This window comes from Flavobacterium erigeronis (assembly GCF_054075165.1).
Genome location: NZ_JBSKGP010000003.1, coordinates 162,830 through 176,866, shown reverse-complemented (window position 1 = coordinate 176,866; position 14,037 = coordinate 162,830). Strand labels below are relative to the sequence as shown.

The 14,037-nt window shown below is 33.1% G+C and carries 11 protein-coding genes; 7 read left to right on the top strand and 4 right to left on the bottom strand.

Going from position 1 to position 14,037, the window contains the following annotated elements:
* Window positions 1-244: 244 nt before the first annotated feature.
* Entirely contained in the window at window positions 245-1,789 is a 1,545-nt protein-coding gene (locus ACWA1F_RS07350) for a hypothetical protein (RefSeq protein WP_456892891.1), read from the bottom strand.
* A 155-nt stretch (window positions 1,790-1,944) separates the two neighbouring features.
* Between ACWA1F_RS07350 and ACWA1F_RS07345 the strand changes: the two genes are divergently transcribed.
* The 7 genes from ACWA1F_RS07345 to acs all read left to right on the top strand — a co-directional run bounded on the left by ACWA1F_RS07345 (window position 1,945) and on the right by acs (window position 12,659).
* Entirely contained in the window at window positions 1,945-3,120 is a 1,176-nt protein-coding gene (locus tag ACWA1F_RS07345; RefSeq protein ID WP_306155165.1) for a 2-isopropylmalate synthase, read from the top strand.
* Window positions 3,121-3,213: 93 nt separating this feature from the next.
* A complete protein-coding gene (leuB, locus tag ACWA1F_RS07340; RefSeq protein WP_456892889.1) occupies window positions 3,214-4,332 on the top strand; it encodes a 3-isopropylmalate dehydrogenase in 1,119 nt (372 codons plus the stop codon).
* A gap of 270 nt (window positions 4,333-4,602) precedes the next feature.
* On the top strand, window positions 4,603-6,276 hold the full coding sequence (ilvD, locus tag ACWA1F_RS07335) for a dihydroxy-acid dehydratase (RefSeq protein WP_456892887.1): 1,674 nt from the start codon (window positions 4,603-4,605) through the stop codon (window positions 6,274-6,276).
* A 154-nt stretch (window positions 6,277-6,430) separates the two neighbouring features.
* Complete coding sequence (ilvB, locus tag ACWA1F_RS07330) at window positions 6,431-8,119, top strand: biosynthetic-type acetolactate synthase large subunit (protein WP_456892885.1); 1,689 nt, start codon at window positions 6,431-6,433, stop codon at window positions 8,117-8,119.
* 88 nt (window positions 8,120-8,207) lie between these two features.
* The gene (gene ilvN / locus ACWA1F_RS07325; protein WP_456892883.1) at window positions 8,208-8,729 is read left to right on the top strand and encodes an acetolactate synthase small subunit; all 522 of its coding nucleotides are present in this window, start codon (window positions 8,208-8,210) and stop codon (window positions 8,727-8,729) included.
* A gap of 62 nt (window positions 8,730-8,791) precedes the next feature.
* Window positions 8,792-10,261, top strand: coding sequence for a ketol-acid reductoisomerase (gene ilvC, locus ACWA1F_RS07320; RefSeq protein WP_306155155.1), 1,470 nt, complete (start codon window positions 8,792-8,794; stop codon window positions 10,259-10,261).
* A 490-nt stretch (window positions 10,262-10,751) separates the two neighbouring features.
* On the top strand, window positions 10,752-12,659 hold the full coding sequence (gene acs, locus ACWA1F_RS07315; protein WP_306155153.1) for an acetate--CoA ligase: 1,908 nt from the start codon (window positions 10,752-10,754) through the stop codon (window positions 12,657-12,659).
* Between the two features lie 210 nt (window positions 12,660-12,869).
* Here acs and ACWA1F_RS07310 read toward each other — a convergent pair whose 3' ends face one another.
* From ACWA1F_RS07310 to ACWA1F_RS07300, 3 genes are all read right to left on the bottom strand, one after another.
* Entirely contained in the window at window positions 12,870-13,046 is a 177-nt protein-coding gene (locus ACWA1F_RS07310) for a hypothetical protein (protein ID WP_456892880.1), read from the bottom strand.
* Window positions 13,047-13,166: 120 nt separating this feature from the next.
* Complete coding sequence (locus ACWA1F_RS07305) at window positions 13,167-13,568, bottom strand: hypothetical protein (RefSeq protein ID WP_456892878.1); 402 nt, start codon at window positions 13,566-13,568, stop codon at window positions 13,167-13,169.
* Window positions 13,522-14,028 carry a hypothetical protein gene (locus ACWA1F_RS07300; RefSeq protein WP_456892876.1) on the bottom strand — a complete coding sequence of 169 codons (507 nt, stop codon included), beginning with the start codon at window positions 14,026-14,028 and terminating at the stop codon, window positions 13,522-13,524. The genes ACWA1F_RS07305 and ACWA1F_RS07300 overlap by 47 nt, the downstream gene beginning before the upstream one ends.
* Between the last annotated feature and the right edge of the window lie 9 nt (window positions 14,029-14,037).

Sequence of the window (14,037 nt, the reverse complement as noted above, 5' to 3'; positions counted from 1 at the left end):
AAACCAATTTATTTTCAGAATCTTTTAAGTATAGTTTGTCATTTCGACGAAGGAGAAATCTTCGCGAGAAACTCCACAAAGATTGGACTTTCGTTACGGAGCTACTTGCGAAGATTTCTCCTTCGTCGAAATGACAAAAATGGCGTTAAGAAAACATCTTAACGCTATTTTTTTATTGGATTTGTCCCTTCGACTTCTCTCAGGATGCAATTGGAATTTGGGATTTAAAAAATTGGAATTTAAACTATCTATTGTTCAATTTCGCTTTCTCCTTAATAATATCAGCAATTTTTCTGTTTTCGATTTTGCTTTCCAGCCATGAAATAATATCAAGATAAAGGAAAGCTCTTTTCTCGTAAGTATTCTTTTCAAGTTCCACAAAACGAGTGTGCATTTTTTTGAATTCCTTTTTAATGTCAGCAGGGTAGAAGTTATTCAGGTTTCTCAAAAACTTAATGATTTCCTTCTGAACCTCATGTAAGTCATTCATTTTCAATAAAAACTTATAGGTGCTTTTAAGATGATTTTCCAAATAATAATCTTTTCCAAGCTCATAATGTGCAATAAGCGACAATAATCTCGCAAAACACATTAAATCCTCACGCATCGTTAAGTTCTTGTTGTTTATGATTTTATCTAGATAATTAATGCATTCGTTGTATTTTTCGTTTCCAAAATAAATCGAAGCAATTTTATAGAAAAACAACATTTCGTGATGCTCATCAAGATGCTCGCTGTGGAGTTTTAGTTTATCTAAAATTTCCGGAATCAAATATTCGCTTTCAGCAAAAGTTCCTTCTAAAATATGCAGATTTAGCTTATTGTTGTAGACATATAGAAACGACAGCGATGCAATATTATCATTTACAGGAAATTTTGGATCTGCAATAGTTTCTTCCAAACGATTCAGGTATTTCTTGAAATTCGATTTATACTTTAACATATAAAGCGATTCTAAGAAATAGTGATTTCCTTTTAAGAAAAAGACAGGATTCAGATAAATCATGTTTGGATTATCATAAAATAATGTAACCCATTTATAAGCAAATTTATAACTCGCTAAAAAATCTTGTACCAAGAAACTTCTCCAAAGACTGGCGTTATAAAACCAATATTTTTCGCGAAAGCCAAATTTACTTTCGTCCAGTTTTGCAATATGTCTGTTGAAATAATCGTCTATATATTTGTATTCTTCATCGCTTTTAACGTAACCTGTTTTCAGCATGATTCCGTATAGCTGAAGCGAAAGATTGGATAATTTACTCGAAATAGTATTTCTGTAGTTTAATTCTTTTGCCTGAATAACCAATTCGTCGGCTCGACCTTGAATACTTCGCGTAATATATTGCGATTCGATTAGTTTTTCGAATTCTACAATTTCATACGCCATATATTTTTCATCATTTTCAAGTGCCTGCTGTTTGGTTTTGTCTAAGATTTTTAAACTTTGTTTGTATAATCCTTTATTATATAGAATAACAGCAAAATCCATTTGTTCGCGAAGCTGGTAGCGGATATTCTGGCTAGGAATATTTAATCTAATACTTACGAGAATTTGTTTGTATAAGTATGATTTTAAGTTAGATAACTGTACTTTCTGTATGATGCCGCTTTTCAGAATGAGTTTTTCATCGTAAACTTCAGATTTATCTAAAATGTTGAATAACTCGATAAATTTTGTGTTTGAACTCGTTTCTAATCGGCTTGCAAAAATTTTAAACTGCCTTTTTTCTGATTTCGAAAGTGATTTGATTAGAACAAATAAGAAATCTTTTTGATGGTTAGCCATTGTAAAAAATAATAATATAACTTACTGATTGTAAGTTAGTTAATATAGGATAAATCGTTTTATAAACAGTATAATTTCATTAAAATGAATTTCATACTGTATTAGTACAATATATATTTGTTATCAAGATGTGAAATTACATTAAATAAATGAATATGAATAGAGAGAAAGTTCAAATTTTTGACACCACATTGCGAGATGGTGAACAAGTTCCAGGATGTAAGTTAGATACTAAACAAAAATTAGTTATCGCAGAACGACTAGATCAAATGGGAGTTGACATTATCGAAGCAGGCTTTCCTGTGTCAAGTCCAGGCGATTTTTTATCGGTCTCTGAGATTTGCAAAATTGTAGAAAATGCAACCGTCTGCGGATTGACAAGAGCCGTAAAAAATGACATTGACGTTGCTGCTGCAGCACTTAAAAATGCTAAAAAACCTAGAATCCACACTGGAATCGGAACGTCAGAATCTCACATACTCCACAAATTAAATACCACGCCAGAAGACATTATCGCAAGAGCAAAATATGCTGTTGCACACGCAAAATCATATGTAGAAGACGTTGAGTTTTATGCAGAAGATGCTGGTAGAACAGACAATGCTTTCTTAGCAAAAGTTTGCGAAGAAGTTATTAAATCTGGAGCAACGGTATTAAATATTCCAGATACTACAGGATATTGTCTTCCTGAAGAATACGGAGCAAAAATTAAATATTTAAAAGAAAACGTGAAAGGAATCGAAAACGTAACCCTTTCATGTCACTGTCATAATGATTTAGGAATGGCAACTGCAAACTCAATCGCAGGAGCTATAAATGGAGCAAGACAAATAGAATGTACTATTAATGGTATTGGTGAGAGAGCTGGAAATACAGCCCTTGAAGAAGTGGTAATGATTTTCAAACAGCACCCTTACTTAAATTTAGATACAAATATTAATACGAAAGAATTAAACGCAATGAGCCGTTTGGTTTCTGAAAGTATGGGAATGATTGTACAGCCAAACAAAGCAATTGTTGGAGCAAATGCTTTTGCGCACAGTTCAGGAATTCACCAAGATGGTGTAATTAAAAACAGAGCAACTTACGAAATCATGGATCCGCTAGATGTTGGTGTAAATGAATCGTCAATCATATTAACTGCTAGAAGCGGAAGAGCTGCATTAGCTTACCGTGCTAAAAAAGTAGGTTACGAACTTACAAAAGTACAATTGGATATTGTATATGTTGAGTTCTTGAAATTTGCTGATATCAAAAAAGAGGTTGTAGACTCAGATATTCACCAAATTATTGAAGCTTCTAAAATTCAAGGAGATTTAATTAGAAGCTAAGTTAGAAAGATAAAAGAATAAAGAGTAAAGAAAATAGAATAGAATAAAGACCAAAGAGAATAAAGGATTTAAATACATAAAGAACGAGACGTTATGAATTTGAAAATTGCAGTTTTGCCGGGAGATGGAATTGGACCTGAGGTTATTTTACAAGCAAAAAAAGCATTATATGCTATTGCTGAAGTTTACAATCATGAATTTGTTTTTGAAGACGCACTCATGGGAGCTGTTGCGATCGACAAAACGGGAAGCCCTTTGCCGGAGCAGACTTTAAATCTTTGTTTAAACACAGATGCTGTTTTGCTTGGTGCTATTGGAGATCCAAAATATGATAACAATCCAAATGCAAAAGTTCGTCCAGAGCAAGGTTTGTTAAAACTTCGCAAAGAGCTTGGTTTGTTTGCTAATATTCGTCCGATTAAACCTTATAAGGCTTTAATTGAATCTTCTCCATTAAAAAAAGAAATTATTGAAGGAGCAGATTTTACAATTTTCAGAGAATTAACAGGCGGTGCTTATTTCGGAGCTAAAACTTTGAATGAAGAAGGTACACACGCATCAGATTTATGTGAATATACAGAAGAAGAAATTACAAGAATTGCACATTTGGCTTTTAAATCGGCACAAAATCGTCGTAAAAAGCTAACTCTAGTAGACAAAGCAAATGTTTTGGAAACTTCTAGATTGTGGAGAAAAGTAGTTCAGAAAGTGAGCGAAAATTATCCAGATGTAGCACTTGATTTCTTATTTGTTGATAATGCAGCGATGCAGTTAATCTTAAATCCGAAACAATTTGATGTGATTTTGACTGAGAATTTGTTTGGAGATATTTTATCTGATGAAGCTAGCGTAATTACAGGATCTATTGGTCTGTTGCCGTCAGCATCTTTAGGAGAAAAAAATGCATTATTTGAACCAATTCACGGATCATATCCGCAAGCAAAAGGGAAAAACATTGCCAATCCGATTGCTTCTATTTTAGCGGCAGGAATGTTGTTAGAGCATTTTGGATTAACTAAAGAAGCAAATGTAGTTTTTGCTGCTGTTAAAAAAGCTATTGAATTTAAAGTAGTTACAGTTGATTTGAAACCAGATTCTAAATTCGGAACAAATGAAGTAGGAGAGTTTGTTTCCAACTTTATTTTCAGCAAAGACGATTTGCTGTATTTTAATAATGACAATGTTAGTATTGGACAATCTACAATTGTTTAATATTTTTTGTTAAAACGTGAAGATAATAACAAGAAGTATCGAAAATGTTGAGATTTTATTTTTTTAGTTCCTTAAGTTTTCATACTTTTGTCACACTAAAAAAATAGAAAGATGCAAATCTCAATTATTATTACTTCTGTCGTTGTTGTCAATGTGATTCACACATCTGCATCGGGAATGTTATAAATATAATTGAAAGACTATATTACAAACCTTCCAAATACTTGGAAGGTTTTTTTTTGAATAAAAATAAAATAAAACAAATTATAAATGGAATTAAATAAGTACAGCAAGACCATCACACAAGATCAAACACAGCCTGCGGCGCAAGCGATGTTGTACGGAATTGGTTTAACTGAAGAAGATTTGAAAAAAGCACAAGTAGGTATTGTGAGCATGGGTTACGATGGTAACACTTGCAACATGCACTTGAATGATTTAGCAAAAGATGTTAAAAAAGGTGTTTGGGATGCAGATCTGGTCGGACTTATTTTTAATACCATTGGTGTCAGTGACGGTATTTCTAACGGAACTGAAGGAATGCGTTACTCATTGGTTTCTCGTGATGTAATTGCAGATTCTATCGAGACAGTTGTGGGAGCGCAATGGTACGATAGTTTAATTGCAATTCCTGGATGCGATAAAAATATGCCAGGAGCCTTAATTGCAATGGGAAGATTAAACCGCCCAGCAATGATGGTTTACGGAGGATCTATTCACTCTGGAAAGTGGAAAGGAGAATCTTTAAATATTGTTTCTGCTTTTGAGGCTTTAGGTAAAAAAGTGAGAAACGAAATTACTCCAGAAGATTTTAAAGGTGTTATTCAAAATTCTTGCCCTGGTCCAGGTGCTTGTGGTGGAATGTATACAGCAAATACAATGTCTTCTGCAATTGAAGCTTTGGGAATGAGCTTGCCATACAGTTCTTCAAACCCGGCTATGAGTCAGGAAAAAAGAGATGAATGTGCTGCTGCTGGAGCTGCAATTAGAATTTTATTAGAAAAAGATATTAAGCCAAGAGATATCATGACGCGTAAGGCTTTCGAAAATGCTATTACAATTGTAGCAGTTTTAGGAGGTTCTACAAATGCAGTTATGCACTTAATCGCAATGGCGCATTCAGTTGGAATTACGATCACTTTAGATGATTTCCAAGCAATTAACGATAGAACACCAGTATTGGCAGACATGAAGCCAAGTGGTAAGTATATGATGGAAGATGTTCACGAAGTTGGAGGTATTCCTGCTGTAATGAAATATTTATTGAAAGTTGGATTAATTCACGGAGACTGTTTAACGGTTACAGGAAAAACTGTTGCAGAAAATTTAGCAGAAACTCCAGATTTACAAGACGGACAAGAAGTAATTCACGAAATTCAAAAAGCATTAAAACCAACAGGAAATATTCAGGTTTTATATGGAAATCTTGCTTCTGAAGGTGCTGTGGCAAAAATCAGCGGAAAAGAAGGAGAATATTTTGAAGGTCCTGCTGTAGTATTTGAAGGCGAATTTGAAGTAATTCCGGGCTTGCAAGCCGGAAAAATTAAACCAGGTAATGTAGTCGTCATTAGAGGTTGCGGGCCAAAAGGTGGTCCGGGAATGCCTGAAATGCTAAAACCTACATCTGCCATTATCGGAGCTGGATTAGGTAGCAGCTGTGCACTAATTACAGACGGTAGATTCTCGGGCGGTTCGCACGGTTTTGTGGTAGGACACGTTACACCAGAAGCATATGACGGTGGTGGTATTGCATTAGTTAAAGATGGAGATTTAATCGCTATTGATGCTGTGAAAAATACAATCGACTTGAAGATATCTGACGAAGAATTTGCAGCAAGAAAAGCAGCTTGGGTTAAGCCGTCTTTAAAAGTTGACAGAGGGGTTTTACTTAAATACGCTAGATCGGTTTCGAGTGCATCAACAGGATGTGTAACCGATAATTAATTTAAAAAAGAACAATATCAAAAATCAATTTCAATAACAATGTCAATGACAAAATTCAATTGCAATAAAGAATAAAATATCAAAAGTCAATTTAAAATTTGAATTTGATATTGATTTTTGACATTGCCATTGAAATTGATAAAAACAATATACTATGAAAATATCAGGGGCAGAAGCCGTTATAAGATGTTTATTAGCAGAAGGAGTAGATTTAATTTATGGTTATCCAGGTGGAGCTATAATGCCAGTTTACGACGAATTATATAAATTTCAAGATCAGTTGCACCACGTTTTAGTACGTCACGAACAAGGAGCAACACATGCAGCTCAAGGTTATGCAAGAGCTACAGGAAAAGTAGGGGTGGCAATTGCTACTTCTGGACCAGGAGCAACTAACTTAGTAACTGGTATCGCAGATGCTCAAATCGATTCAACGCCTATGGTTTGTATTACTGGGCAGGTAGGAAGACATTTATTAGGATCAGACGCTTTTCAGGAAACGGATATTATCGGAATCTCAACTCCGGTTACCAAATGGAATTTTCAGGTTACAGAGGCTTCTCAGATTCCTGAAATTATGGCAAAAGCTTTCTATATTGCTCGTTCTGGACGTCCAGGGCCTGTATTGGTAGATATTACTAAAAATGCTCAGTTTGATGAGTTTGATTTTAGTTATGAAAAATGTACTGGAATTAGAAGTTACGTTCCAGTTCCTAAATTAAAACAAGATAAAGTTGCCGAAGCTGCGGCTTTGATTAACAGCGCTAAAAAACCTTTGATCGTTTTTGGTCAGGGAATTATTCTTGGTCAGGCAGAAGCAGAGTTTAAAGCGTTTGTTGAAAAAACAGGAATTCCTGCAGCATGGACTATTTTAGGGCTTTCTGCACTTCCTACAGATCATCCGTTAAATGTTGGTATGCTTGGAATGCATGGAAATTATGCGCCAAACTTAAAGACAAACGAATGTGATGTTTTAATTGCTATGGGAATGCGTTTTGACGATCGTGTTACAGGTAAATTGAGCACTTATGCAAAACAGGCAAAAGTAATTCACTTCGAAATTGATCCTGCAGAAATTGATAAAAACGTAAAAACAGAAATTGCTGTTTTAGGCGATGTAAAAGAATCTCTTGCAGCACTTTTACCATTATTGGATCAAAAGTCTCACGATTCTTGGCATAATGAATTTAAAGAATTGCATAAAATAGAATTTGACACTGTAATTAAAGACGAATTAAATCCAAGTGAAGATAAAGGAATTTCGATGGGAGAGACCATTGAAATGATCAACAAACACTCAAAAGGAGATGCAATTATAGTAAGTGATGTTGGTCAGCACCAAATGTTTGCTTGCCGATATGCGAAGTTTAATTCTTCTAAAAGTAATATTACTTCTGGCGGTTTAGGAACAATGGGATTTGCATTGCCAGCTGCAATTGGAGCGAAAATGGGTCAGCCAGAACGCGAAGTAGTTGCTATTATTGGTGATGGAGGTTTCCAGATGACTATTCAAGAATTAGGAACTATTTTCCAGACACAAGTACCAGTTAAAATTGTTATTCTAAACAACGAGTTTTTAGGAATGGTACGCCAATGGCAGGAATTATTCTTTGATAATAGATATGCCTCTACAAGAATGACAAATCCAAATTTTGTTGCGATTGCAGAAGGATATCATATTAAATCTAAAAAAGTAACGCAAAGAGAAGATCTTGATGCGGCTGTAGCAGAAATGCTGGCTTCAAAAGATTCTTATTTCTTAGAAGTTATGATTGAAAAAGAGAATAACGTTTTCCCAATGATTCCAACGGGAGCTTGTGTTTCTGAAATTAGATTAAGCTAAGAAAAGGTTTCATGTTTCAGGTTAAAAGTTTCAAGTTAAAGATTGGAACGTGAAACCTGAAACTAAAAAAACTTTAAACAAAAATTACATGGAAGATAAAACATTTACCATATCGGTATACTCAGAAAATAACGTGGGTTTATTAAATAGAATATCGGGAATATTCTTAAAGCGTCACATTAATATATTAAGTCTAAATGTTTCAGAATCAGAAATAGAGAATGTTTCAAGATTTATAATCGTAGTAAATACGACAGAAAAATGGGTTCAGAATATTGTAGGCCAGATTGAAAAACAGATTGAAGTTATAAAAGCATTTTATCATACAGACGAAGAGACGATTTTCTTAGAAAATGCTTTGTTTAAAATTGCTTCAAGTTTATTGTTTGACGAAAAACAAATTCAGAACATTATTAAAGAAAGTCAGTCAACAATTGTAACGGTTTCAAGAGATTTCTTTGTGATTTCAAAATCAGGAAGACGTCAAGAAATTGAAGAATTGTACAACAAGTTTAAGCCTTATGGAATTATGCAGTTTGTACGTTCTGGAAGAATCTCAGTTTCTAAAGAAAAAATGGAGATTTCTACCTTATTAGAAACCTTTAAATAATAAAATCTTAGTTATATATAATCAATTATTAAAATTTCATTTCATTAAATATTAAAACAAAAATGGCAAATTATTTCAATACATTACCACTTAGATTACAATTAGAACAATTAGGAGTTTGCGAATTTATGGAGCAATCTGAATTTGCAGACGGGATTGCAGCTTTGGCTGGAAAAAAAGTTGTAATTGTTGGTTGTGGAGCACAAGGTTTGAATCAAGGTTTAAACATGAGAGATTCTGGTTTAGACATTTCTTACGCATTGCGTGCAGATGCAATTGCAGAAAAAAGAGCTTCTTATAAAAATGCAACTGAAAATGGTTTCACTGTAGGAACTTACGAAGAATTGATTCCAACTGCAGATTTAGTTTGTAACCTTACACCAGACAAACAACATACAGCTGTGGTAACTGCTATTATGCCATTAATGAAACAAAATTCTACTTTGGCTTATTCTCACGGATTCAACATTGTAGAAGAAGGAATGCAGATTCGTAAAGACATCACTGTAATTATGTGTGCTCCAAAATGTCCAGGTTCTGAGGTGCGTGAAGAGTACAAAAGAGGATTCGGAGTTCCGACTCTTATTGCAGTTCACCCAGAAAACGATCCAAACGGATTAGGTTTAGATCAAGCAAAAGCTTACGCTGTAGCAACTGGAGGACACAGAGCAGGAGTTTTAAGATCATCTTTCGTAGCTGAAGTAAAATCAGATTTAATGGGTGAGCAAACAATCCTTTGCGGATTATTGCAAACTGGATCTATTTTATGTTTCGATAAAATGGTTGAAAAAGGAATCGATGCTGCTTACGCTTCTAAATTAATCCAATTTGGATGGGAAACTATCACTGAGGCTTTAAAACACGGTGGTATTACAAATATGATGGATCGTCTAAATAATCCTTCAAAAATTGAAGCTTACGAATTGGCTGAAGAATTGAAAGATATCATGCGTCCATTATTCCAAAAACACCAAGACGATATCATTTCTGGAGAATTCTCTAGAACCATGATGGCTGACTGGGCTAATGACGATGTGAACTTATTGAAATGGAGAGCTGCAACAGGAGAAACTAACTTCGAAAAAACAGCTCCACAAGAAGCTCCAATCTCAGAGCAAGAATATTTTGATAACGGAGTATTGATGATTGCAATGGTTAAAGCTGGTGTTGAATTAGCTTTCGAAACTATGACAGAAGCTGGAATCATTGAAGAGTCTGCTTACTACGAGTCATTACACGAATTGCCATTAATTGCAAATACAATTGCAAGAAAGAAATTATTCGAAATGAACCGTGTAATTTCTGATACAGCAGAGTATGGATGTTACTTATTCGATCACGCTTGTAAGCCGTTGTTAACTGAATTTATGAAAAAAGTAGATACTAATATTATCGGAAAACCGTTTTCAACTTCAAACGGAGTAGATAATACTGTATTAATTGCTGTAAACAAAGAAATTCGTCAGCATCCTATCGAAGAAGTAGGAGCTTGGTTGAGAGAGTCAATGACAGCAATGAAAAAAATTGGATAATAAAAAATTGGGAATTTCCGCAGAATTGGATTCTGCGGAATTTGCACTGTATCAATGATTTGTAATATTTTGAATTAGTAAGCACTTATTAAGATAAAAGATATAGATGCATATTGCATTCACTTAACTTCAGTGAGAGAGTTAAGTGAAGCTAATCCCTAAAATGGGGTATGTTTTAATAAAAATATACTTGTTGAAATTTCTGTTTTAATTAATAAAGATGCTGCTATTTTCAAAATAGAGAAAAGTCTCGCAGTGCGGTTTACAATATTAATTGTTATTGAAATTTGTTAAATTAAAAAAGGCATAATATCTATCTGTTATGCCTTTTTTTCAGTTTCTAAAATGGGTTTAAAAAATAAATTTTAAAACAAATGCAATAATTATCATACTTTATTAAATAAAAGGTTTTTTTTAATAAAATTTATGAATTAAATTATTTTACGGATACGTTCAGATTTAATACATTTATAAAAAAATTCAACAAACGATGAGCTATTACAAAATTGAAAATTTAGAACAATATTTTAAGCATTACAATAAATCAATAAGAGAGCCGAGAAAATTTTGGGGAAAAATAGCTGAAGAAAATTTCACATGGTACCAACAATGGGACAAGGTTGTTGATTTTAATATGGCTGACGCAGAAGTAAAATGGTTTACAGAAGCGAAAGTTAACATTACAAAAAACTGTATTGATAGACATTTAAGCAAAAGAGGAGATAAAACGGCAATTATTTTTGAACCGAATGATCCAAATGAAGAGGCTTTACATATAACGTATAACGAACTATACGAAAGAGTATCAAAAATGGCAAACGTTCTTCGCGAACAAGGTGTTCGCAAAGGAGATAGAGTTTGTATTTATTTGCCAATGATTCCAGAATTGGCTGTTTCGGTTTTAGCTTGTGCTAGGATTGGAGCAATTCACTCTGTTGTTTTTGCTGGATTTTCTGCATCGGCAGTTTCAGCGAGAATCAACGATTGCGAGTGTAAAATGGTAATCACATCAGACGGAGGTTATAGAGGAAACAAAACAATTGATCTAAAAGGAATTGTTGATGAAGCGCTAGAAACTTGTCCTTCTGTTTCAAAAGTATTAGTGGCAAAAAGAACGAATACTGATGTAAAAATGAAAGATGGCCGTGATGTTTGGTTGCAGCCATTATTAGACACTGCTTTAGATAATAGTGTTGCAGAAATTATGGATGCCGAAGATCCGTTGTTTATTCTATATACTTCAGGATCAACAGGAAAACCAAAAGGCATGGTTCATACCACTGCTGGTTACATGGTTTACACAGCCTATACTTTTAAAAATGTTTTCAATTACGAAGACAATGATATTTTCTGGTGTACAGCAGATATCGGATGGATCACAGGTCACTCTTATATTTTATACGGACCATTATTGAATGGAGGTACAACTGTATTATTTGAAGGAGTTCCTTCTTACCCAGATTTTAGCCGTTTTTGGGATATTATCGAAAAACATAAAATCACACAATTTTATACAGCGCCAACTGCAATTCGTTCGCTTGCAAAAGAAAGTTTAGATTACATTCAAAAATATCCTTTAAAATCACTTAAAGTTATTGGATCTGTTGGAGAGCCAATTAATGAAGAAGCTTGGCACTGGTTCAATGACCACGTAGGAGATAAGAGATGTCCGGTTGTAGATACTTGGTGGCAAACAGAAACTGGGGGAATCATGATTTCGCCAATTGCTTTTGTTACGCCAACAAAACCAACTTATGCAACTTTACCTTTGCCTGGAATTCAGCCTGTTTTGATGGATGAAAAACGCAACGAAATTGAAGGAAACCAAGTAGTTGGAAGTTTATGTATTAAATTCCCTTGGCCTGGAATTGCCAGAACTATCTGGGGTGATCACAACCGTTATAAAGAAACGTATTTCTCTGCTTTCCCTGGGAAATATTTTACAGGAGACGGCGCTTTAAGAGACGAAGTTGGATATTACAGAATTACCGGTAGAGTAGATGACGTTGTAATTGTTTCTGGACATAATTTAGGAACTGCACCAATTGAAGATGCAATCAACGAGCACCCAGCGGTTGCAGAATCTGCTATTGTTGGATTCCCTCACGATATTAAAGGAAATGCACTTTACGGATATGTAATTCTAAAAGAAACGGGAGAAGTTAGAAATAAAGAAAACTTGTCTAAAGAGATCAATCAATATATTGCGGACCACATTGGACCAATCGCTAAATTAGATAAAATCCAATTCGTTTCTGGTTTGCCAAAAACACGCTCAGGAAAAATCATGCGTAGAATTTTGCGCAAAATAGCTGAAGGAGATTTCTCTAACTTTGGAGATACTTCAACTTTACTAAATCCAGAAGTTGTGGAGCAGATTATGAAAGAAAGAATTTAATGCAATACAAGAATAAAAAAATGCCTCTTAATTTTAAGAGGCATTTTTGTATATAATAAGGCTAAAAAAAAATCTAGGTCTTTAAGTTAAATAGTTTTGTGGATTTCAAATTCGATTAACCTGACAGTTTTGTTGTTTTTTACAAAAGGGAATATCTTTTTAAAACTTACTCGATGTATTCTTTTATTTTTTTCCCATTTTCTTTATTAATTAAGACGAGCGTACATAGTCCATTTGCTGGACAACCACTCCTAAATAATAATTTATTTGAGAAATCTCTTTTATAAATGCAATTTGAAAAGGATCTTCATTGTATTTGTATTTTTTGCTAAAAACAATAAAAAATGGGCAAATAAAAATTGCTATTATAAATATTTTTTTCATCATTTAATTATTTTGGTAAAATCATGTAGAGAAGAATTTTGGTTGCATATAAAACCCGATTACTTTTTTTTCCAATTTCTTTATAAATTTTTCCAATTCTTTGGACTCATAAAATTGTAAACACTATGACATTATGGTATAACTTAAACCATGTTCATTAAAATATTCTGACTGAAAATCAGTAAAATGAATGGTTTTCATATATGTATAATCTCTAATTTTTTGACTTTCATCATCTGAAATTTTTCCGAGATCAATAAATAGGTTAGAAGATTTATCAATTGTATGAAACTTATTGTTTGCATCTACTTTTACGTTATTGATGTATACACAATTACAAAATGCATATTTTTTCATGTATCCAAGTTTAGTATCTTTTACTTGTGCGTTACTTAAATTACTAAATAAAAATAGAGCAATACAATAATATGTTAGTTTAATTATTTTAATTGCCATATTCTTATTCTGTTTGTTTGTACTAAGAGCCATCAGTACAAGTTTTACTTGATAAATTTCTAATTTCATATTTTTTTGATTTTAATAAACTAAATAATTCAGAATCTTCAAAATAATTCATATTCTCTTTAATTATTGGAAAAGGTTTAATTTCTATTAAAACTCCTAAATCATGCCAAATATATGGTCCTACATGTCCATAATAATGTGGGTAGATATATAGATATTCTTTAGTATTAAAACTAATAAGGAGAAGTTTTTCGTAATATTGAACGTTACTAAAACAATATATTATTTTGTCATTCAAAAATAATTTATCACCAAAAAAATAATAATTTAAGTTGAATTTATTTTTTAAATAGATTTTATCAGGTAGTCCATATCCTACTAAAGTATCATCTTCTATAATTTTTTCTCTGTATAGAAAATGTTTTTCATTTTGTATAGAATATTTGATTTTTATTTTGTTAACCTGTGAGTACGAAATAAAATTTATAATCAGCAGAACGATTAGACTATTTTTTTTCATATTTAAACC

Excerpts from the sequence above, each read along its gene's own strand:
- ACWA1F_RS07350 (WP_456892891.1), bottom strand. The coding sequence starts at position 1,789 with ATGGCTAACCATCAAAAAGATTTCTTATTTGTTCTAATCAAATCACTT.
- ACWA1F_RS07345 (WP_306155165.1), top strand. The coding sequence starts at position 1,945 with ATGAATAGAGAGAAAGTTCAAATTTTTGACACCACATTGCGAGATGGT.
- leuB (WP_456892889.1), top strand. The coding sequence starts at position 3,214 with ATGAATTTGAAAATTGCAGTTTTGCCGGGAGATGGAATTGGACCTGAG.
- ilvD (WP_456892887.1), top strand. The coding sequence starts at position 4,603 with ATGGAATTAAATAAGTACAGCAAGACCATCACACAAGATCAAACACAG.
- ilvB (WP_456892885.1), top strand. The coding sequence starts at position 6,431 with ATGAAAATATCAGGGGCAGAAGCCGTTATAAGATGTTTATTAGCAGAA.
- ilvN (WP_456892883.1), top strand. The coding sequence starts at position 8,208 with ATGGAAGATAAAACATTTACCATATCGGTATACTCAGAAAATAACGTG.
- ilvC (WP_306155155.1), top strand. The coding sequence starts at position 8,792 with ATGGCAAATTATTTCAATACATTACCACTTAGATTACAATTAGAACAA.
- acs (WP_306155153.1), top strand. The coding sequence starts at position 10,752 with ATGAGCTATTACAAAATTGAAAATTTAGAACAATATTTTAAGCATTAC.
- ACWA1F_RS07310 (WP_456892880.1), bottom strand. The coding sequence starts at position 13,046 with ATGATGAAAAAAATATTTATAATAGCAATTTTTATTTGCCCATTTTTT.
- ACWA1F_RS07305 (WP_456892878.1), bottom strand. The coding sequence starts at position 13,568 with ATGAAATTAGAAATTTATCAAGTAAAACTTGTACTGATGGCTCTTAGT.
- ACWA1F_RS07300 (WP_456892876.1), bottom strand. The coding sequence starts at position 14,028 with ATGAAAAAAAATAGTCTAATCGTTCTGCTGATTATAAATTTTATTTCG.